This window comes from Mycobacterium sp. smrl_JER01 (genome assembly GCF_048513595.2).
Classification (GTDB): domain Bacteria; phylum Actinomycetota; class Actinomycetes; order Mycobacteriales; family Mycobacteriaceae; genus Mycobacterium.
This window is the reverse complement of sequence record NZ_JBLXXK020000001.1, coordinates 515,433-535,204: the sequence shown is the minus strand read 5'-3', so window position 1 is coordinate 535,204 and position 19,772 is coordinate 515,433. Positions and strand designations below refer to the sequence as shown.

Sequence of the window (19,772 nt, the reverse complement as noted above, 5' to 3'; positions counted from 1 at the left end):
CCGAGTTAAGGCCTGGTCTCTTCCTCGGAGATCCCCAGCCGGCGTTCGATGACGATCAGTCCCACGACGGCCAGAATCCCGGCGACGAACAGCAGCATCGCTACCGGCACGTCGGTCGCCGGCGCCAGCAGATCGCGGTCCTCGGACTGCCACGGCCAGAGCGCCCGCAGTGAACCCACCATGAGCCCCGTGATGATCACCAGCGTGATGCGGGCACGGTGCGCGAGCAGCCACCTCAACAGCGTGACGAACGATCCGAGACCGAGGATGGCGCCCAGACCGAACAGCGCGATGTAGCCGAGGTCGCGGCCGTTGACCGCGCTGATGGTCGGTTCGTACATCCCGATGGACAACAGCAGGAACGAGCCGGACACTCCGGGCAGGACGAGGGCGCAAATCGCCACCGCCGCAGCCACGACGATCACGACCGGGCCCGGGTCGCCGATGGTGGCAGGTGGCACACCGGTGAGCCAGAACAGAAAGACGGCAGCCACTGCCCCGACGACCACATCCTGCACCCGCCATGCGCCGGGGGACGTCCGGACCACCATGTGAGCAGGCACGTAGACACCCGCCAGCACGAGCCCGAAGAACAGCGCGCGCATTCGCACCGGATACTCCTCGAGCAACGGCTCGATGAATCGCGCTCCCAGCACGAGGGCGATGACCATGCCGATCGCCACCGGAATCAAGGTCCGCCAAGGCAGCGCGCGGAATGTGGTCGCGAAGGCACGTGCGGAGGGCTTCCCGGTACCCAGTCCGACGAGTTGACGCAGCGACAGCACGACGTTGGCGATGGCGTTGATCAGGGTCTGGTAGATCCCGACGATCAAGGCAACCGTTCCGCCACTCACACCGGGGATGACCTCGGCGACACCCATCAGTGCACCACGGACGAGGTTGGTTACAGGTAAAAGCACGCACACACGCTAGCGGTTGTGGATTCGGGAGACCGCTACGCTTGCTGGCGGGCCTGCTCCAGGGCCCGAATCAGGCTCGCGGCATCCCACGGGCCCCGGTGCCGGATGCCGTTGACGAACACCGTAGGGGTCGCGTTGAGGTCCATCGCCTCGGCGTCCTCGGCATCGTCTTCCACCCGGTGCAGCACAACCTTGGTGTGCACACGCAGATCCTGGTCGAACTGCTCGATATCGCAGCCCGCCGTCACCGCGTAACGATAGATGTCCGACCACTCCAGATCGTCCTGGTGGGCGAACAGTTCCCGCGCCATCTCCCAGAACCTGCCCTGCAGAGCCGCCGCCTCGCTGGCACGCGCGGCGTCGAACGCCCGCGGGTGAGCGCGCTCCAGGGGGAAGTGCCGCCACACGTAGCGCAGTTCGTCGCCGAAGTGCTCAAGCACCTCGTCGATGGCACCCGTGGCGCGGCTGCAGAACGGACATTCGAAGTCGCCGTATTCGACCAGGGTCAGCGGCGCGTCCGGCCGGCCCCGGATGTGGTCGCGGTCCGGTTCGACTGGCCGCAGCAGTTTGAGCCCGACCGGCTCGGGCGGGCTGAGCCAGTCGGTGATGCGGAAGACGGCCCAGCCGAACGTGAACGCGATCACCGACGCGGCAAGCACACCGATGCGGGCCTGATCCTGACGTGCGGGGTCGTCGATGGCGATGTCGACGATGAACAGCGAGATGGTGAACCCGATGCCGGACAACGCGGCCCCGCCGGCGATGCGGCGCAGCGTCAAACCGGGGGCGAGTGCACCGAGGCCGGTTCGGCTGATCAGCCAGGTGGCCCCGGTGATCCCGACGAACTTGCCCACCACCAGCCCGGCGACGATGCCCCAGGTCAGCGTGGAGCCGAGTGCGGCCGTCAGGCTCTGCCGATCCAACACCACACCGGCGTTGACCAACGCGAAGAGCGGCAAGATCACGAACGACACCGTCGGGCCGACGGCGGCCTGCAGCCGCTCGTTGATGGAGATCGATTCCCGCAGTGAGCGACTCGCGGCTCGCGCGTATTGCGAATTGGGTGACTGCCGGAAGGCGCGGATCTGTTCGACGGCCCGCTCGACCGGACCACGTTCCGGGGTGAACACCGGGATCAGCAACGCGACGGCGACACCGGCCAGGGTGGGGTGTATCCCGGCCAGGTACAGCGCAACCCACAACGCCACGCCGAGCACCGCGTAGGCCGGGCCCCGCGCAACGGGCAGGAATCGCACCAGGGCCAGGGCGGCCAACAGCGTCACCGCGACGATCAGGGGCGCGGCCTGGATGCTGTCGGAGTAGAACACCGCGATCGCGATCAGCGCGCCGACATCGTCGACCACCGCGAGGGTGAGCAGGAACAGCCGCACCCGGGCCGGGAACTTGGGTTTGATGATCGCCAGGGCGCCGACCAGGAAGGCGGTGTCGGTGGAGATCACCACACCCCAGGCGTGCGCGTTTTCGCCGGACGGGTTCAACGCCAGGAAGACGACTGCCGGCAGGATCAGGCCCGCGGCCGCGGCGACGATGGGCACCGCCGCACGTGATCTGTCGGTGAGCTCGCCGATGGTGAATTCGCGGGTCACCTCCAGACCGACGATGAAGAAGAAGAAGGCCATCAACGCGTCGTTGACGAGATGCTTGACCGTCATGTCGAACTGTTCGTCACCGAAGCTGAAGCCGACGTGGGTCTCCAACAGCGCCGAATAGCTTTCAGCCCAAGGCGAATTCGCCCACAGGATAGCGATGACGGTGAAAAGCAGCAGCAGGGCCGCAGCGGAATTGTCGGAGCTCTTGGTGGCTTGGCTGCCGCGGCTCAGGCGCGCCGGCAGCAGCGGGAAGCCCCGCGCGGCGGTCGGCTCAGCCACCGGCACCGGCGATCACGTGCGCCGCCTCCATCAGCATCCACCCCGCCAACTGCACCGACAGGTCCCGCTCGGGGATCTCCGAGGAGTTCACCGCGCCCTCGACGAACTGGGCATCTGCGGTGCCCGCGGTCGGCAGTTCGGCGGACCGGTCCCAGAACGCGGCGAACAGCGGCAGGTTGTCGACGGTCTGGCGGTTGTCCCACGCCGACCGCGCAGAGCTGAGCACCAGGGAGGCGGCGGTCCGGCGGGCCGTGTCGTCGGCGTCGGAGTCACCGGGAAGCGCGGTCGCTACCAGGGCCAGGTATCGCGCCAGGATGCCGTCGAACAGCCCGCCGTCACCGCCACCGGCTCCCTTGATCACCCCGTCGGGTGCCATGTGCTCGGCGACGGCGGTCACCAACCGGTGCACCCGTTCTGCGTGCCGGGGATCCTCGGTGCGCACCGCCAACTCGGTCTCCAGGCCGAGAACCACGCCCTGGCAGTAGGTGTACTGCGCGCGGACCAGCGAGCCTGCCTTGATGCCGTCGAACACCAGGTGGGTCTCGGGGTCGATGAGCACCTCGTCCATCCAGTCGGCCATCTGCTGGGGGCGACGCAGGGGTTCACCCGCAGAGTCGAGATGGCGGGCCAGGAAGATCGCCGCCGGACCGTTGGCCGGGGCGTTGAAGAACTGGTCCTGTTTGCGCCACGGGATGCCGCCACCGTCCTCGGGCACCCATGCGGTCAGGAACTGGTCGGCGAACGTGTCCAGCGCCTTCGGGCGTCCGATCCCGGTCAGGCGCTCGGCGCGTTCCAGGGCGAGCGCCAGCCAGGCCATGTCGTCGTAGTAGTCGTTGGTCCACCTGCCGATGTTGCGCAGCCGCTGACCCCGGATCTGGCGGGCGATGGTCGTGAGCCGCTCGGGTCGGGGATCGCGCACCTGAGCGTCGACCAGGTTGTCCAGAAGATGTGCCTGCCACCAGTAGTGCCAGGTCGCGAACCGTCGGTGCCGTGCGGTGGCGGGCCAGGCGACCACCCCGAGCTGCGTCCCCGGAAAACCCCAGAGCCGTCGCAGGTGCCGGGTGGTGATCGCGGCTTCGGCGCTTGCGGCGCGGTTGGCCCACAGCTGATCCATGGTCCTGATCCTGCCCTAACCTTCGCCATCAATCCATGAGACATTTCTGTCTCATATGAGCTATTGTCGTCTCATGTCTTTGTCACGCGACGAGTTGTTGCGCGCGGCTGCGGATCACCTGGGCCGGCGCCCCAATGCGACCCAGGACGAGATCGCCACCGCGGTCGGGGTCAGCCGCGCCACGCTGCACCGGCACTTCTCCGGCCGGCTCGCGCTGATGACCGCGCTGGAGGAACTCGCGATCGCCGAGATGCGCGAGGTGCTCGACGCGGTGCGCCTGACCGAGGGCTCTGCCACCGAGGCGCTGCGGCGCCTGGTCCGGGCCTGCGAACCGGTGTCGCCCTACCTGGCCCTGCTCTACAGCCAGAGCCAAGAACTCGATCTCGACACCACGTTGGAGGTGTGGAAAGAGATCGACGGCGAAATCACCGAACTGTTCCTGCGCGGACAGCGCACCGGCGAGTTCCGGCCCGAGCTCACCGCGGCGTGGCTGACCGAGACGTTCTACAGCCTGATCGGCGGGACCGCGTGGTCGATCCGCGTCGGCCGGGCCGCCGCGCAGGACTTCGACCGACTCATCATCGGGCTGCTGCTCAACGGGGTGACCACATGACCCGACGCTGGCTCGCGCTCGGCGTGCTGACCCTGGCCGTGCTGCTGATCGGCATCGACGGCACCGTCCTGGCGCTGGCGACACCGTTCATCAGCGCCGACCTCGGCGCCACCGGAACGCAGCTGCTCTGGATCGGCGACATCTATTCGTTCGTGCTCGCCGCCCTGTTGATCAGCATGGGCAGCCTCGGCGACCGGATCGGCCACCGCAAGTTGTTGCTCTGCGGCGCCGTGGCATTCGCGGTCTTCTCGGCCGCCAACGCATACTCGACCAGCCCGGAGATGCTCATCGGGACCCGCGCCCTGCTCGGGCTGGCCGGGGCGACCCTGGCACCCGCGACACTGGCACTGATCCGCGGCCTGTTCCCCGACCAGCGCGAACGCAGCATCGCCGTCGGGATCTGGGCCTCGGCGTTCTCGGCCGGCGCCGCACTCGGCCCGGTGGTGGGCGGCGTTCTGCTGGAACACTTCTGGTGGGGCTCGGTGTTCCTGATCAACATCCCGGTGATGGCCGTCCTGCTCGTGGGCGGGCTGATCCTGCTGCCCGAGCACCGCGATCCCGCACCCGGACCGTGGGACCTGCCCAGCGTGGGCCTGTCGATGATCGGGATGCTCGGCGTCGTCTACGCGATCAAGGAAGGCTTCACCGCGCTGGTGCACGGATTCAGCGGCGACATCGCGGTCGCCGGGGCCGTGGGCGTCGTCGCGCTGTACCTGTTCGTGCGCCGGCAGCTGCGCCTGCCCGCACCGCTGATCGATGTGCGACTGTTCGGCAACCCGAAGTTCTCCGGCGTGGTGTCGGCCAACCTGCTCTCGGTGCTGGGTCTTTCCGGGCTGGTCTTCTTCCTGTCCCAGTACTTCCAGCTGGTACACGGTTACGGACCGCTGAAGGCCGGACTCGCCGAGCTGCCGGCCGCGGTCACCGCCATGGTGTTCGGTGTGCTCGCCGGTGTCGCGGTGCGCTACGTCTCGCACCGCGCGGTGCTGACCACCGGCCTCGCGCTGGTCGGGTTCGCGATGGCTGCGCTGATGGCCTCGCTGATCGTCTTCACTCCGGTCACTCCCTATCTGCCGCTGGGGATCTCACTGTTCGTCGTGGGCGTCGGGCTGGGCCTGGCATTCACCGTCGCCAGCGATGTGATCCTGGCCAGCGTGCCCAAGGAACGGGCCGGCGCGGCAGCGGCGGTCTCGGAGACCGCCTACGAACTCGGCATGGCGCTGGGCATCGCGACGCTCGGCTCGATCGTCACCGCGGTGTACCGCACGGTCGTGGTCGCCCCGGGCATCCCGCCCGCCGTTGCCGACCAGGCCCGTGACTCGCTGCCCAACGCGATCCACGCCGCCCAGACGCTGCCGGCGGATCAGCAGGTCGTCTTGCTCGATGCCGCGAAATCTTCTTTCACACACGGACTTTCGGTGGCTTCCGGAGTCGGGGCGGCGCTGCTGCTGAGCGCGGCGGTGGCGGTGTGGTGGCTGCTGCGGCCGAGTTCACCAGGCGCGGCCGAGGTCGGCGTGCTGCCGGACCCAGGTGTGCATCGCGATCCCGGCGGCGACGCCGGCGTTGATACTGCGTGTGGAGCCGAACTGGGCGATCGAAACCACTAGCGGAGCACCGGTTTTCGCATCGTCGGTGATCCCCGGCCCCTCCTGGCCGAAGATCAGCAGACAGTCCCGCGGCAAGGTGACCTCCTCGATGCGGGCGGCACCGGGGACGTTGTCGACGGCGACGACCGCAAGACCGGCCCGGTCGGCGAAGTCGAGCAACGCCGCGGTGCTGTCGTGATGGCACAGCCGCTGGTAGCGGTCGGTCACCATGGCGCCGCGCCGGTTCCAGCGGCGACGACCCACGATGTGCACGGTGTCCACCGCGAACGCGTTCGCGGTGCGCACCACCGACCCGATGTTGGCGTCGTTGCCGAAGTTCTCGATCGCGATGTGCAGCGGATGCCGACGGCGGTCGATGTCGGCGATGATCGCCTCGCGGGTCCAGTACCGGTAGGCGTCGACGACGTTGCGGGAATCCCCCTCGCGCACCAACACCGGATCGTAGCGGTCGTCGGCCGGCGGCGTACCCACCCAAGGGCCGACCCCGGGGCCTGCGCCCCACTCGGTCGGGCCGGGCGGCTCAGTCATCGGTGGTCCACAGCGCCGCATGCGTACCGGTCAGCGAGACCGTGGCATAGAGCAACGCCGCGTTGATCTCTCCCTGGGTGCACAGCGACACATCCACCTGCACGTTCTCCCGGGAGGCGTCGGGCAGCACCAGCACCGAAGACCCGTACACGTCGCAGGCGCGGCTCAGACCGCGGCCGGGCCGGGTGGGCGCGGTCAGCACCATCATCGGCCCGCCCCGCTGAGCGGAGTCGTCACGGTACCGGGCGGCCAGTCCGCTGATACCGAGTCCGATCAACATGTAGCCGTCGCCCTGGAACGCCGCCGGATCTCCGAGGGCGGCCGGGTTCAGCTTGGCCCCGTCGGCGCGGAAGGCGTCGACGCTGGTCGTCGTCAGGGCCAACCCGGTGTCGGTGCCCGTCGTGGGCGGTACACCGACCGGGAACGCCGCCGGGTAGGCCACGGTGGTGCCCGGCATCCGGTCGCGGGGCGAGTAGACGTAGACGCCGCGCACCTGAGACCGGTCACGCTGGGGGCCAAGGCACACCGTCCCGGTCAGCCGGTCGGGCGTCGGCGCCGCCAGCGGCCGGATGTCCAGGCTCGTCACCCCGTCGCAACCACCGATGGCGTTGGCTTCGATCGGATGCACCAGCGCGCCGTACAGGCCGAACCGGATGTCCTCGGGCGCGGCATGGGGTTCACCTTCTCGCGCCGGCGCCGCCTCCACGTCGACCAGGACGTTCTCGGCATCGAAACGCAGATTGGCCACCGACATGTTCCAGCCCAGGATGGCCAGCGACTCACCGATGGTCGCGGTGGCGGCGGAGAAGACGTCGTCACGGCCGTCCGACTGCGCACATGACGTGACGGCGAGCAGGATCGCCGTCAGGGTCGCGATTATCCGCACCGGTTCTCAGGTCCGGCCACGGCCCTTGCCCACCACTCTGGTCAACGCGCGCACGACATTTCGGGGCACCATGCGGCCGCCGGTGGTCAGCGCCTTGTATTGCAGACCCGGGATGATGACCACCTTGCCCTTGGCGATGTCGGCCATGGTCTCGCGTACCACGTCGTCGACTTCCAGCCACAGCAACGACGGCGTGCCCGCCATGTCGATACCGGCGCGCTCGTGGAACTCGGTGCGCACGAAGCCCGGGCACAGCGCGTGCACACCGACGCCGGTGCCGCCGAGGCCGTTGGCCAGCCCCTCGGAGAACGACACCACCCAGGCCTTGGATGCCGAGTACGTCGACCCGCGGCCCGGCAGCAGGCCGGCCACGCTGGCGACGTTGAGCACCGTGCCCGCGCCGGCGGCGACCATCGACGGCAGCGCGGCATGGGTGAGCTGCATGACGGCGGTGACGTTGACGTCGAGCTGCGACTGCAGCGTGGCGTAGTCGGCCGTCCAGAATTCCCCGGACGTACCGAAGCCCGCGTTGTTGACCAGCACCTGCACGCCTTCGCGCAGGCGTTCGGCCACAGCTGCCCGGTCGGCGGCAGCGGCGAGGTCGGCGCGGATGACCTCGACCTGTGTGCCCGCCTCGTCCCGCAGTTCGGCGGCCAGCGTGTCCAGTTTTGCCGCGTCCCGGGCGACCAGAACCAGGTCGTAGCCGTCCACCGCGTAGCGCCGGGCGAAACCCTCGCCGAGGCCGGACGTCGGTCCGGTGATCAGAGCGACGGGGCGAGACATGCCCAGAGGATACTTATCGCTGATAGTTCGGCGACTGCCGCCCGTTGCGGGGCGGGGGCGGCGGCGTACGCCGCGCGGAATCGGGTCGGGCCGCGTCCGGCCGCAACGGGCCGGTGTCCCCGGACGGCGATTCGGTGCGCCCGGCCGGGGCGGGGGTCAGCGGACGACTCGGCGAGCCGACCCGCCGCGCGACCGGTTGCCCGGTGGCCGCGGACGGCAGCGGCGGCAACACCCGCAACAGGTCGTTGAACTGGCGTACGGTGCGCAGCCCCTCGTCCCACTGGGCGCGGGTGCTGGTGACCGGCATGCTGATCAGGGTCCAGTTCTGTTCGTTCCACATGATCTCGGCGCAGTCGGGCGCGGTGTGGGCGAACGTCACCATCCGGCGGTCGCAGGCACGCCGCGCGGCGTCGAGATTGGTGGAGTACACCATCCGCGGTCCGATCGCGCCGAGCAGCCAGATGTCGCTTTCGCGGGGCTCCTTGATGCCCTTGAGCCGCATGTCGACGACGACGTTGGTGCCGACCTTGCGGTGCAACGCGATGACGGTCGCGACGTCGTCGAGGTCGAAGATGAAGACCGCCTCGCCGCGGATCTGGCCGAGCACCACATTGCGGGCGGTGACATCGCCGACAGTGGACATCACACCGCGCTTCCAGCGCTGGAGAATGTCGGTGGACTCGTGCTCGTAGTCGAAGCCGTGGGACTTCGCCCACGACTTCCGGCGACGGCCGAGCCCACGGCGTCGATCGAGGTCGACCCACAGCAGAACCGCCGCACCCACGAAACAGAGTGCGGACAGCGTGAACCAAAGCGGAACCATTGGGTCAAGAGTATCCGCTTGATGCCGTGCGCTCCGAACTCGAACAGATCACAACCGGGTCACGAGGGGCGATCCCGGCATCCACAGTGCGCTCAGCGCGAGTTTCCGGCCCCGATTCGGCCCCGATGAGGCGCTGAACGCCCCCACGCCGACGAATGCCCCCGCCACACCGGGTGTGGCGGGGGCAAGCGCTCATCTTCACCATCGGGTCTTCGCGCAAGCGCTCATCTTCACCATCGGGTCTTCGCGCAAGCGCTCATCCCAGCACCAGGGCGTCCCCGTCCGCGCTGACGTTGACCGGCACCACGTCGCCGTCGTGCACCTCACCGGCCAGCAGCAGCCTGGCGAGCTGGTCACCGATGGCCTGCTGGATCAGCCGGCGCAACGGACGCGCGCCGTAGAGCGGGTCGAACCCGCGCTGTGCCAGCCACTGCTTGGCCGGCAGCGACACCTCCAGGGTGAGCCGGCGCTGCGCCAACCGCTTGGCCAACTGCTGCAGCTGGATGTCGACGATCGACACCAGCTCCCCGGGCTCCAATCCGTGGAAGATGATCACATCGTCGAGCCGGTTGATGAACTCGGGCTTGAACGCCGAGCGCACCGCAGCCATCACCTGCTCCTCCGAGCCGCCCGCGCCGAGGTTCGACGTCAGGATCAGGATCGTGTTGCGGAAATCGACCGTACGGCCCTGACCGTCGGTCAGCCTGCCCTCATCGAGGACCTGCAGCAGCACGTCGAAGACATCCGGGTGCGCCTTCTCGATCTCGTCGAACAGGATCACCGTGTACGGACGCCGCCGCACGGCCTCGGTCAGCTGGCCACCCTGGTCGTATCCGACGTAGCCGGGAGGCGCGCCGACCAGGCGGGCCACCGAGTGCTTCTCCCCGTACTCGCTCATGTCGATGCGCACCATCGCGCGTTCGTCATCGAACAGGAACTCCGCCAGCGCCTTGGCCAGCTCGGTCTTACCGACGCCGGTCGGGCCGAGGAACATGAACGATCCGGTCGGCCGGTTGGGGTCGGCAACCCCGGCACGGCTGCGCCGCACCGCATCCGACACCGCCTGCACGGCCTGCTTCTGGCCGACGACACGCTTGCCGAGCTCGTCCTCCATGCGCAGCAGCTTGGCGGTCTCGCCCTCGAGCATGCGCCCGGCCGGGATGCCGGTCCACGCCGACACCACATCGGCGATGTCATCCGGGCCGACTTCCTCCTTGAGCATCACGTTCTCGCGGGCTTCGGCCTGCGGAACCGCGGCGTCGAGCTTCTTCTCGACCTCGGGGATCCGGCCGTAGCGCAGCTCGGCGGCCTTGGCCAGGTCACCGTCGCGTTCGGCGCGCTCGGCCGCACCGCGCAGGTCCTCCAGCTGTTCCTTGAGCTCGCGCACGATGTCGATCGCGCCCTTCTCGTTCTGCCAGCGGGTGGTGAGCTCGGCGAGCTTCTCCTTCTGGTCGGCCAGCTCGGAGCGCAGCTTCTCCAGGCGGTCCTTCGATGCCGCGTCCTCCTCCTTGGCCAGCGCCATCTCCTCGATCTCCAGGCGCCGGACCAACCGTTCGACCTCGTCGATCTCGACGGGCCTGGAGTCGATCTCCATCCGCAGCCGGGACGCGGCCTCGTCGACCAGGTCGATGGCCTTGTCCGGCAGGAACCGGGCGGTGATGTAGCGGTCGCTCAGCGTGGCCGCGGAGACCAGCGCGGAGTCGGTGATCCGCACACCGTGATGCACCTCGTAGCGCTCCTTGAGCCCGCGCAGGATGCCGACGGTGTCCTCGACCGACGGTTCGCCGACCAGAACCTGCTGGAAGCGACGTTCCAGTGCGGCGTCCTTCTCGATGTACTTGCGGTACTCGTCGAGCGTGGTCGCACCGACCAGCCGCAGCTCGCCGCGGGCCAGCATCGGCTTGATCATGTTGCCGGCGTCCATCGCCGATTCCCCGGTCGCGCCGGCGCCGACGATGGTGTGCAGCTCGTCGATGAACGTGATGATCTGCCCGGCCGAGTTCTTGATGTCGTCGAGGACGGCCTTGAGACGTTCCTCGAACTCGCCGCGGTACTTCGCGCCGGCCACCATCGAACCGAGGTCCAGGGAGACGACGGTCTTGTCGCGCAGGCTCTCCGGCACGTCGCCGGCGATGATCCGCTGGGCCAGACCCTCCACGATGGCGGTCTTGCCGACGCCGGGTTCACCGATGAGCACCGGGTTGTTCTTGGTGCGCCGGCTCAGTACCTGCACCACTCGACGGATCTCGTTGTCACGCCCGATGACCGGGTCGAGCTTGCCCTCGCGGGCACGCGCGGTCAGATCGGTGGAGTACTTCTCCAACGCCTGATAGGTGCCTTCGGGGTCCGGGCTGGTGACCCGGGCGCTGCCGCGCACCTTGGTGAACGCATCCCGCAGGGCCTGCGGAGATGCGCCGTGGCCGGTCAGCAGCTTGGCGACGTCGGTGTCGCCGGCGGGAGCGGAGCTCGCGGAACCACCCATCCCCCCAGCGAGGCCGACCAGCAGGTGTTCGGTGGAGACGTACTCGTCGTCCATCTCGGTCGCCAGCTGAGTGGCCGCGGTGATCGCGGCGATCGCCTGCGGCGCGAGCTGCGGTTGCGACGCCGAACCGGTGGCACTGGGCAGCCGGTCGAGCAGGCGCTGGGCCTCGGTGCGGACGGTGGCGGGATCGACGCCGACGGCCTCGAGGAGCGGTGCGGCAATGCCGTCGTTCTGGGTCAGCAGTGCCATCAACAGATGGGCGGGCGTGATCTGCGGATTGCCCGCGGCGGTGGCCGCCTGCAACGCCGAAGTCAGGGCCGCCTGGGTCTTGGTCGTCGGGTTGAACGAGTCCACGACACCTCCCTTTCATGTACGTCAGGGCTGCACAGCAGGCCCCTGAGAAAATTGCTTGTCGCCTACTCCAACGTCGTCAAGGTTGAGTCTGTTCCACTCAAGTCTGATTAGTTTTACCAGATTTTTCGCGCCACGGACACGGGCTTCATGCCCCTTTTCGCGGGGTTCACCGGGTTAGCTTCGGTTATGTCCGATTCAGGCATGTCCGATTCCGGCGCCGGCGACTTCGAATTCGAACGGAAGTTCTTCGTCGCCAACATGCCCGCGGTCGCGGCCTCCGATCCGCGACCGGTGCTGATCGCGCAGGCCTACCTGTTCGCCGCGGACGGCTACGCGGTGCGGGTCCGGCTGCAGGGGCCGGCCCCGGCCGAGCTGGACGCCACGCCGCGCGAACTCGTGAACGCATTGGGCGACGAGACCATCGGCACCATGACCGCGAAGGGTCCGGCCGCCGGTGGCACCCGCTACGAGGCCGAACGTGAACTCGACCCACTGGTGGCCGGCCAGATCGTCGCGCGGGCAGCCCACGTCGTCCTCAAGGTCCGCTCGTCGGTCTGGCTGGGTGAAGACGGCTGGGTCCTCGACAACTTCCTGGGCGGCAACGCCCCGCTGGTGCTCGCCGAGGTGGAACGCAACAGCCCGGTGGTCGATCTGGCGATCCCGTCCTTCTGCACCACCGAGGTGTCCGAGGACGACCGGTTCCGCAACGAGTACCTGGCGCATCATCCGTACGGCGGGTGGGCCGAGGACTACCGTCGCGAACTCGACAGCCAAGGACCGAATTTCGTGGACAGCCTGGGCCGCAATCAGTTCGAGGGCACCTGAGGCACCACCCAGCCGGAGCACTTTCGGTCAGGGTGAGCCGAACTCTTTCCGTAATCAACTAAAAGCGTGAAACTGGCGCAGCCACTCCGATGTGGCAGGAGCGCGCCGGTCGCGCGTTCCTCCCCCGCCCCAACCCGGTCCGGGCAGGCAGCCGTGTGCGCCGCGCCCGGCCTTGTTGGTGACCTCACCTCGCCGAGGAGCTCACCGTGTTTCAGCCGTCCGACCTTTCGCCCGGCGTCGGCTTCGCGCTGATGTTGGGCCTGGGCGCCTTCATGTTGGTCGTGGCGTTCACGGTGCGCTCGATGGTCAAGAACACCCACGACTTCGTCATCGCCGACCGACGCATCGGATTCGGGTTCGGCGTCGGTTCGGTCATCGCGGTGTGGACCTGGTCGATGGCGGTGATGATGTCGTCGGCGCAGGCATTCACTTGGGGCACATCGGGATTGATCTGGTTCGTCGTCCCGAATGGTCTGGCCGTCATGCTGATGGTGCCGTTCGCGATCCGGCTGCGGCGCCAGATGCCGGCCGGATACACGATCGTCGAGTTCATCCGGGAGCGTTTCCAGAACAAGCCCGCCACCACGGTGATGCTGGCGGTGATGCTGCTCGGCCTGCTCGCCGAGATCTTCATCAATCTCTTCGGTGTCGTGCTCGTCATGGGCGTGGTCTTCGGACTCAACAGCACGACGGTCCTGATCATCACGCTCGCCACCGTCACGGTCTACTCGTACTTCGGTGGTCTGTGGACTTCGGCGATCACCGCCACCTTCAACACCCTGCTGATCACCGTTCCCGCCGCGATCGTGGTGCTCTACGTACTGAACCAGGTGGGTGGCCCCGGTCTGGTCTTCCGGCAGGTTCAGGAGTCGGGACCCGACGCACTCAACGCCTTCGACACCGCCGCGGCCGCCGGGTTCGGCATCTCGCTGGCGCTCGGGCTGCTGGCATCGACGATGGCCGACCAGACGTTCTGGCAGAAGGCCTGGGCGCTCAAGCCGGCGACGATGGGACGCACTTTCGTCTGGGCCGGGATCTGGTTCTACCCGATCCCGCTCGTGCTGGGGCTGCTCGGCCTGGTCGGACTGGCCTTCGGTGTCAGCGCCGATGAGCTCGGCGCCGCCGGAGCGGGCGGTATCGGACCGTACGTGGTCAGCCACCTCGGTCTACCGGTCATTCTCATCGCGCTCTATGTGCTGATCATTCTGAACGCGTGCTACTCCTCGATCGACGGCGCGTTCGCCGCGCTGTCCTCGATCGTCGCCGTCGACGTCCTCAAACGTGCCAAGCCCGATATCGCACCCACGTCGTTGTTCCGCTGGACGAAGAGCTCGATCATCATCGCCGGCATCATCGGCGGAATCGTGGTGAGCTCCGGCATCGACTACGTCGAGCTCGTCACGACGGTCTTCTTCCTCAAGGCCGCACTGATCATCCCGCTGGGGCTGGCCATCTTCTGGAAACGCATGACCTCGACCGCATTCGTCGCCAGCCTGGTACTGGCCATCGCCGTCGGGTATCCGGTACGGCAGTACGTCGGAGAACTCCCGGGAATCATCACGCTGGAGGCGATTTCATTGGTGACCGCAGTCGGTATCAGTTTGCTGTCCAGACAGACCTTCGACTTCGCGTCACTACGTGACCGGGCGCCCGCGCTGCGTGATCGCAGACATGCGGTCGACTTCGGCGGTGCGGTAGTGCCGGCCGACACCGTCGACCCGGACCCGGTCCGATGATCGCCTTCTGGATCGCCGTCATCGTCGGCGGAGCGGTGGCAATCGTCTATGTGGCGCTTGCAGTTCAGGCGTTCACCCGGGTCCGGCGGGACATCCTCACCGCCCAGGACGGTCTGGGCGCGACCGGGGAACCGGCCGAGCTCGCGGTGGATGCGCCCGACACCGAAGTGCACGGGGTCTTCACCTGGAAGGCCGGGATCGCGGTCGTCACCTCGACGACGGTGATCGCGCTGCTCGGGGTCAACGCCGCATTCTGGTATCTGCCACCGGTTCTCGCGATCGGGACGGCGGTCGCCGTGGCCGCCGCCTTCCTCATCGACCGCGGAGCCCCCCGGGGCGCATCACGCGCCGGGGACGAATCAAGCGACGGGAAGGTCTCCGCATGAGCAAGAGGAAGGCGCACCTGCTGGGATTCGTCCAGCACGGGGTGATGAACCACGCGTCGACGATGTGGGCGCACCCGCGCGACAAGGTCGGCTATCACTGGTCGCGGCCGGAGTACTGGCGCGATCTGGGGCGCACCATGGAGCGTGGACTGTTCGATGCGATGTTCATCGCCGACGAACTGGCCCCCTATACCACCTACAAGGGCAACTCCGACCCGGTGGTGAAATACGCCGGCCAGTGTCCGGTGCACGAACCTGCCACCCTCGTGCCGATCATCGGAGCTTTCACCAAGCATCTGGGGATCGGCATCACCTTGTCGACATCCTTTGTGCCGCCATACATGATGGCCCGCCACCTGTCCACACTGGACCATCTCACCAACGGCCGGGTCGGCTGGAACATCGTGACCTCGTACTCCAAGAGCGAGTTCCAGGCGATGGGCAAGGAGAACCTCACGCCACGCGACAAGCGCTACGAGGTGGTCGAGGAGTACATGCAGCTGCTCTACCAGCTGTGGGACTCCTGGGACGACGACGCGATCGTCTACGACCGTGAGAACGGCGTTTTCGCCGACCCCTCCAAGGTGCGTGAAGTCGACTTTCAGGGCGAGTTCTTCCGATCGAAGGGACGCCACTTCGTGGCGCCGTCCCCGCAACAACGGCCAGTGCTCTGGCAGGCCGGATCATCGGAGCAGGGACGCGAATTCGCCTCCAAGCACGCCGAATCGGTGTTCGGCATCTTCCCGACCCCCAAGAGTATGCGGGCCTACGCCGACGACATCCGCACCCGCGCCGACAATCACGGCCGCGATCCGGAATCGGTGAAGCTGATCTACGGCTTGCAGACCGTCATCGACCGCGACAAATCCCGCGCCAATGACCGCTATGCAGAATTCGTCGAGAAGGTCCAGATCGAGAGTGCACTCGGAATCCTTTCTGGCCACACTGGATTCGACTTCTCGACGTTGGGTCTCGACGACAACGTCGTAGACGCTGACGTCCAGGGCATCCGCGGTCTGTTCGATGCGATCCTGGAGGCCAAGGACGGCGCACCGGTCACGGTGCGCGAGGCCGCCCAGATCTACGGTGTGTCGATGGGCGCGCCGGTGGCCGTGGGAACTCCCGCAGACGTCGCCGATCAGATGGAGCAGTACCTCGACGACGGCGGCTGCAACGGGTTCATGATGCTGGCCACCGACACCCCCGGCTGCTTCAACGACATGACCGAGCTGCTCGTGCCGGAGTTGCAGCGCCGCGGCAGGTTCCGTACCCGTTACCCCGGCACCACACTTCGGGAGAGCTTGCAGGAGTACTGAGCCCTCGGTTGGGGCTATCGGGGCCGTGGGGCAGGTGACCGGAAGACCACCCACCGCAGCGCGCCGTACATGTACACGGCCTCGCACGCACCTGCCATCAGACGCGCGATGCGGTAGTCGATGCCCGCCGCGGTCAGCAGGGTCGACAGCGCCAGTATGAACGCCAGGTAGTTGACCACCACGACAATGATGTAGACGGTGATCTGCGGGCCGACCGGCGCATGCGAACGGAAGTTGAAGTACCGGTTCAGTGCATAGCTCAAACCGAAGGCGCACGCGTAGGCCACGGTCACCGCAACGGGATAAGGCAGCCCGGCGCCGCCGCGGAGCACCGTCAGCAGCACCAGATCCACACCGAACGTGAAGCTGTTGATCAGGCAGAAGCCGAGAAAGGTCGGGGGGACGAATCCGCTGAGCCCGAACGGAAGACGACTGACGATCCGGGCGCACCAACGGTGGAACCGCTCGGGGGCAGCCGCCTCGACCGACACGCGTCCACTGTGCCTGGGTCAGGTGGCGCGGGAGTGAGCGAGCGGCCAACGGTAGGCCACGGCTCGGTGCTCGGCGTCAGTAGTAGACGCGGAACCCGCCGATGAGGCAGATGACGTTGCCGTCCGGATCACCGAATCGGCACAGCCGTACGCCCTTGTTCACCTCGATGATGTCACCGGGCTCCAGTCCGCGCCCGCTCAGCTCGGCGACGTGGCCCGCCAGATCGTCGACGGCGAGATTGAGGTTGTCGGTCCCGGCCCGGTCCGGATCATGGAAAACCTGCACCCACGCGCCGGGCAGCACCTGCCATTCGACCAGCGTCGGCATCGGGTTGTTGTCCTCGGGCCTGCCGAACAGCGAGGAATACCATTGCCTGCTCCTCGATATGTCCGTGACGTGGACGACTGCGAGTACCTGGGCGATCGCCATCAACATCTCCTTTTCCGGCACAAGTACCGACCCCGGCCGGCCGCCGATCTCATCGCCACACCCCGCACCCGGGGATCCGACCGCGGTGCGCGCGTCATCAGCTGGGCCTATCGCCCGGCGCCGGGCACCCGACCTTGCTAGGTTTTCCCGGTGCCGGGTAGCTGGGGACCAATCCTGACGGAACTCGTTCCGCTCGCGCTGGTGATCGCGCTGTCACCGTTGTCGATCATTCCCGCGGTGCTGGTGTTGCACAGTTCTCGGCCGCGGCCTACCGGACTCGCATTCCTGATCGGCTGGCTGTTCGGGCTGACCGCGCTGACCGGTATCTTCCTGCAGCTGTCGAACCTGCTCGGCGGGCTCGGCGACAAACCGCCCAGCTGGGCCTCCTGGCTGCGCATCATCGTCGGTGCCGGGCTCATCGTCTTCGGTCTGTACCGCTGGGCGATGCGTGCGAAGTCCGAACACACGCCCGGCTGGATGGCCCGCCTGAGTGCGTTGACACCGCCCAAGGCCGCCGCGACCGCGGCGGTCCTGACCGTACTCAACCCCAAGGTGCTGCTGATCTGCGCCGCGGCGGGTTTGGCGATCGGATCGGCCGGTCTGGATTCCTCGGCGGTGTGGGTCGCGGTGATCTGGTTCGTGGCGGTGGCGGGCCTGACGGTCGCGCTGCCGATCCTGGGCTACGTGGTCTCCGGGGAACGTCTCGATCCGGCGCTCAACCGGCTCAAGGCGTGGATGGAACGCCAGCACGCGACGCTGATCGCGGTGATCCTGGTGGCGATCGGTATCCTATTGGCGTACAAGGGCATTCACGCACTACTCGGGTAGGCCCAGCTCTTCGGCGGGCGCGCAGAGGTACCGCGTCACGGTAGGCGCGACCAGTCGGACCACGTCTTCGCTGGGGAGTTCGGACAGCGGGGCCACCCGCATCACATAGCGCAGCATCGCGGTGCCCACCAGACTGCTCGCGGCCAGCATCGCCCGCAGCCTGGACTGCTCCCCGCCACCGAGTACCTCCGACACCGCCGTCAGCACGTAGTTCTGCATGAAACCCCGAAACGCTTCGTGGGCGTCGGAATTGGAGGTCGCCGAGGCCACCATCGCGCGCATGGTCTCGGCACTGTCAGGGGCTTCCCACACACCGAGATAGGTCCGCACCATCCGGGTCCCGATGTCGGCGTCCGGCCCGCCGGTCAACGCTGCAACCAGCGCGGCGGGGTCGATGATCAGACGCAGTGCCTCGCGGAACAACGCCTCCTTGGAACCGAACAGGTAGAGCACCATCGACGGGTCCACGCGCGCCTCCGCGGCGATGGCCCGCAAGGTGGTCTTCTCGTAGCCGTCCCGGGCGAACCGCGTCTTCGCCGCCGCCAGCACCGCCTCCCGCGACACCGGTTCCCCCTGACGACGCCCGCGACGCGGAGCTGTTTCAGCAGGTCGTGCCATAGAACGACGTTAGCATTTAAATAACTGTTGAAAAGTGACCCGAAACCGATCTACGCTCAGCGCAGCATCTATTTCAACAGCCACTGAAAAAGGGGCGTCATGACGCGAACGAATCCGGGAGCCACTCACGCGCGCGCCCATGCCACCACCCATGCCCTCGATGCGCCGCGGCAGCCGGCCGCGCTTGCCGCAGGCATCGTCGTCGCCGTCACCGCCCTGCTGGCCCTGGTGGCAATCGCCTTCGCCCTGCCCGCCGCGCGGTCCGGGCCGCACGACGTCCCGATCGGCGCCGCCGGACCTCAGGCCGCCGGCGGCCGGATCGGCGCCGTCCTCGACGAGAAGATGCCCGGCGCGTTCGTGGTGACCTACTACCCGGGCGAGGCCGCGCTGGCCGACGCGATCAGAAGCCGCGAGGTCTACGGCGGCATCGCGCTGCCCGCCGAGCCCGGCGACCGGCCCGCACTGCTGATCGCGTCCGGGGGCAGCCCGGTGATCGCCCAACTGCTGACCCAGGTGGGCGGCGAACTGAGCCGCCAGATCGGTGTGCCGTTGCGCATCGAGGACCTGGCTCCCCCCACCGCAGCCGATCCGCGCGGGGCGGGACTGGCGGCCTCGGCGCTGCCCATCACGTTGGCCGGCATCCTGCCCGCGATCGCCCTGATCCTCACGCTGCGCCGCGCGCTGTGGACCGGGTTCGTCGCGGCCGTCGCATTCTCCGGCGTCGCAGGCCTCACGATCGCGGCGTTGCTGCGCTACGTGTTGGGTTCGATCGACGCAAACCTGTGGGGCGTCGCCGCCGGACTCGCGCTCGGTGTCGCCGCGGCGCTGTTGTTCATGTTCGGCCTGGGCGCACTGTTCGGGCGGGTCGGGCTGGTCATCGGCGCGCTCTTGGCGCTGTTGGTGGGCAACCCACTTTCCGGACTCGCTAGCGCCCCGCAGATGCTGCCCGCGGGCATGGGTCAGCTCGGTCAGCTGCTACCCCAGGGCGCCACCGCGACCCTGCTGCGGTCCACGGCGGCGTTCGGCGGCGCCGGCGCCTCGGCGGCGATCCTGGTGCTGACCTGCTGGGCCGCCGCCGGAACCGCGCTCGTGGTCACCGCCGCCGTTCGGGACAGGAAAGCTGTGCCGACGTGACTTAGGATCGTG

The 19,772-nt window shown here is 67.8% G+C and carries 19 protein-coding genes; 8 read left to right on the top strand and 11 right to left on the bottom strand.

The genetic code is table 11. The annotated features are described in order from the left end of the window. Positions 1–5: 5 nt before the first annotated feature. Genes ACNUDN_RS02520 through ACNUDN_RS02510 form a run of 3 tightly spaced genes read right to left on the bottom strand, consistent with a single transcriptional unit; the run spans position 6 to position 3,923 of the window. Positions 6–920, bottom strand: coding sequence for a DUF368 domain-containing protein (locus ACNUDN_RS02520; protein ID WP_419120480.1), 915 nt, complete (start codon positions 918–920; stop codon positions 6–8). A 35-nt stretch (positions 921–955) separates the two neighbouring features. Continuing rightward, positions 956–2,815 (bottom strand): Na+/H+ antiporter NhaA, encoded by a 1,860-nt coding sequence (gene nhaA / locus ACNUDN_RS02515; protein WP_431959274.1) that lies wholly within the window; start codon positions 2,813–2,815, stop codon positions 956–958. Continuing rightward, positions 2,802–3,923: a glycoside hydrolase family 76 protein gene (locus ACNUDN_RS02510; RefSeq protein ID WP_419120479.1), complete on the bottom strand. Its 1,122-nt coding sequence runs from the start codon at positions 3,921–3,923 to the stop codon at positions 2,802–2,804. The genes nhaA and ACNUDN_RS02510 overlap by 14 nt, the downstream gene beginning before the upstream one ends. 73 nt (positions 3,924–3,996) lie before the next feature. Between ACNUDN_RS02510 and ACNUDN_RS02505 the strand changes: the two genes are divergently transcribed. Both ACNUDN_RS02505 and ACNUDN_RS02500 read left to right on the top strand, forming a co-directional pair. Beyond that, the gene (locus ACNUDN_RS02505) at positions 3,997–4,536 is read left to right on the top strand and encodes a TetR/AcrR family transcriptional regulator (RefSeq protein ID WP_419120478.1); all 540 of its coding nucleotides are present in this window, start codon (positions 3,997–3,999) and stop codon (positions 4,534–4,536) included. Continuing rightward, a complete protein-coding gene (locus ACNUDN_RS02500) occupies positions 4,533–6,140 on the top strand; it encodes an MFS transporter (RefSeq protein WP_419120477.1) in 1,608 nt (535 codons plus the stop codon). Before ACNUDN_RS02505 ends, ACNUDN_RS02500 begins: the two co-directional genes overlap by 4 nt. On the opposite strand, the gene ACNUDN_RS02495 is transcribed toward ACNUDN_RS02500, so the two are convergent. The 5 genes from ACNUDN_RS02495 to clpB all read right to left on the bottom strand — a co-directional run bounded on the left by ACNUDN_RS02495 (position 6,024) and on the right by clpB (position 11,996). Further along, positions 6,024–6,668 (bottom strand): TrmH family RNA methyltransferase, encoded by a 645-nt coding sequence (locus ACNUDN_RS02495; RefSeq protein WP_419120476.1) that lies wholly within the window; start codon positions 6,666–6,668, stop codon positions 6,024–6,026. The genes ACNUDN_RS02500 and ACNUDN_RS02495 overlap by 117 nt on opposite strands. Beyond that, positions 6,661–7,554, bottom strand: a complete 894-nt coding sequence (locus ACNUDN_RS02490) for a hypothetical protein (protein WP_419120475.1) — start codon at positions 7,552–7,554, stop codon at positions 6,661–6,663. Before ACNUDN_RS02490 ends, ACNUDN_RS02495 begins: the two co-directional genes overlap by 8 nt. 6 nt (positions 7,555–7,560) lie before the next feature. Further along, entirely contained in the window at positions 7,561–8,337 is a 777-nt protein-coding gene (locus tag ACNUDN_RS02485) for an SDR family NAD(P)-dependent oxidoreductase (protein ID WP_419120474.1), read from the bottom strand. 13 nt (positions 8,338–8,350) lie between these two features. After that, on the bottom strand, positions 8,351–9,160 hold the full coding sequence (gene ttfA, locus ACNUDN_RS02480) for a trehalose monomycolate transport factor TtfA (RefSeq protein WP_419120473.1): 810 nt from the start codon (positions 9,158–9,160) through the stop codon (positions 8,351–8,353). 256 nt (positions 9,161–9,416) lie between these two features. Further along, complete coding sequence (gene clpB / locus ACNUDN_RS02475; RefSeq protein ID WP_419120472.1) at positions 9,417–11,996, bottom strand: ATP-dependent chaperone ClpB; 2,580 nt, start codon at positions 11,994–11,996, stop codon at positions 9,417–9,419. Positions 11,997–12,197: 201 nt separating this feature from the next. Here clpB and ACNUDN_RS02470 point away from each other — a divergent pair, with 201 nt between their 5' ends. The 4 genes from ACNUDN_RS02470 to ACNUDN_RS02455 all read left to right on the top strand — a co-directional run bounded on the left by ACNUDN_RS02470 (position 12,198) and on the right by ACNUDN_RS02455 (position 16,259). Further along, complete coding sequence (locus ACNUDN_RS02470) at positions 12,198–12,821, top strand: CYTH domain-containing protein (protein ID WP_419120471.1); 624 nt, start codon at positions 12,198–12,200, stop codon at positions 12,819–12,821. Between the two features lie 206 nt (positions 12,822–13,027). Beyond that, positions 13,028–14,557: a sodium:solute symporter family transporter gene (locus ACNUDN_RS02465; RefSeq protein ID WP_419120470.1), complete on the top strand. Its 1,530-nt coding sequence runs from the start codon at positions 13,028–13,030 to the stop codon at positions 14,555–14,557. After that, positions 14,554–14,943, top strand: coding sequence for a hypothetical protein (locus ACNUDN_RS02460; RefSeq protein WP_419120469.1), 390 nt, complete (start codon positions 14,554–14,556; stop codon positions 14,941–14,943). Before ACNUDN_RS02465 ends, ACNUDN_RS02460 begins: the two co-directional genes overlap by 4 nt. After that, positions 14,940–16,259 carry an LLM class flavin-dependent oxidoreductase gene (locus tag ACNUDN_RS02455; RefSeq protein ID WP_419120468.1) on the top strand — a complete coding sequence of 440 codons (1,320 nt, stop codon included), beginning with the start codon at positions 14,940–14,942 and terminating at the stop codon, positions 16,257–16,259. The genes ACNUDN_RS02460 and ACNUDN_RS02455 overlap by 4 nt, the downstream gene beginning before the upstream one ends. Positions 16,260–16,273: 14 nt before the next feature. On the opposite strand, the gene ACNUDN_RS02450 is transcribed toward ACNUDN_RS02455, so the two are convergent. Together ACNUDN_RS02450 and ACNUDN_RS02445 are read right to left on the bottom strand one after the other, a co-directional pair. Beyond that, the gene (locus ACNUDN_RS02450) at positions 16,274–16,750 is read right to left on the bottom strand and encodes a GtrA family protein (RefSeq protein WP_419120467.1); all 477 of its coding nucleotides are present in this window, start codon (positions 16,748–16,750) and stop codon (positions 16,274–16,276) included. Positions 16,751–16,826: 76 nt separating this feature from the next. After that, the gene (locus ACNUDN_RS02445) at positions 16,827–17,180 is read right to left on the bottom strand and encodes a VOC family protein (protein WP_419120466.1); all 354 of its coding nucleotides are present in this window, start codon (positions 17,178–17,180) and stop codon (positions 16,827–16,829) included. Between the two features lie 150 nt (positions 17,181–17,330). On the opposite strand from ACNUDN_RS02445, the gene ACNUDN_RS02440 reads away from it, so the two are divergent. Then, complete coding sequence (locus ACNUDN_RS02440; protein WP_419120465.1) at positions 17,331–18,008, top strand: GAP family protein; 678 nt, start codon at positions 17,331–17,333, stop codon at positions 18,006–18,008. Here the strand turns inward: ACNUDN_RS02440 and ACNUDN_RS02435 are convergent. Next, positions 17,997–18,626, bottom strand: coding sequence for a TetR/AcrR family transcriptional regulator (locus tag ACNUDN_RS02435; RefSeq protein WP_419120464.1), 630 nt, complete (start codon positions 18,624–18,626; stop codon positions 17,997–17,999). The genes ACNUDN_RS02440 and ACNUDN_RS02435 overlap by 12 nt on opposite strands. Positions 18,627–18,725: 99 nt before the next feature. Here ACNUDN_RS02435 and ACNUDN_RS02430 point away from each other — a divergent pair, with 99 nt between their 5' ends. Then, positions 18,726–19,760 (top strand): ABC transporter permease, encoded by a 1,035-nt coding sequence (locus ACNUDN_RS02430; protein WP_419120463.1) that lies wholly within the window; start codon positions 18,726–18,728, stop codon positions 19,758–19,760. Positions 19,761–19,772 lie beyond the last annotated feature (12 nt).

Bases quoted from the DNA above. Each gene is read 5' to 3' on its own strand.
- ACNUDN_RS02470 (WP_419120471.1), top strand. From the start codon at position 12,198: ATGTCCGATTCCGGCGCCGGCGACTTCGAATTCGAACGGAAGTTCTTC.
- ttfA (WP_419120473.1), bottom strand. From the start codon at position 9,160: ATGGTTCCGCTTTGGTTCACGCTGTCCGCACTCTGTTTCGTGGGTGCG.
- ACNUDN_RS02445 (WP_419120466.1), bottom strand. From the start codon at position 17,180: ATGGCGATCGCCCAGGTACTCGCAGTCGTCCACGTCACGGACATATCG.
- ACNUDN_RS02455 (WP_419120468.1), top strand. From the start codon at position 14,940: ATGAGCAAGAGGAAGGCGCACCTGCTGGGATTCGTCCAGCACGGGGTG.
- ACNUDN_RS02430 (WP_419120463.1), top strand. From the start codon at position 18,726: ATGACGCGAACGAATCCGGGAGCCACTCACGCGCGCGCCCATGCCACC.
- ACNUDN_RS02460 (WP_419120469.1), top strand. From the start codon at position 14,554: ATGATCGCCTTCTGGATCGCCGTCATCGTCGGCGGAGCGGTGGCAATC.
- ACNUDN_RS02435 (WP_419120464.1), bottom strand. From the start codon at position 18,626: ATGGCACGACCTGCTGAAACAGCTCCGCGTCGCGGGCGTCGTCAGGGG.
- ACNUDN_RS02485 (WP_419120474.1), bottom strand. From the start codon at position 8,337: ATGTCTCGCCCCGTCGCTCTGATCACCGGACCGACGTCCGGCCTCGGC.
- ACNUDN_RS02500 (WP_419120477.1), top strand. From the start codon at position 4,533: ATGACCCGACGCTGGCTCGCGCTCGGCGTGCTGACCCTGGCCGTGCTG.
- ACNUDN_RS02505 (WP_419120478.1), top strand. From the start codon at position 3,997: ATGTCTTTGTCACGCGACGAGTTGTTGCGCGCGGCTGCGGATCACCTG.
- ACNUDN_RS02510 (WP_419120479.1), bottom strand. From the start codon at position 3,923: ATGGATCAGCTGTGGGCCAACCGCGCCGCAAGCGCCGAAGCCGCGATC.
- ACNUDN_RS02495 (WP_419120476.1), bottom strand. From the start codon at position 6,668: ATGACTGAGCCGCCCGGCCCGACCGAGTGGGGCGCAGGCCCCGGGGTC.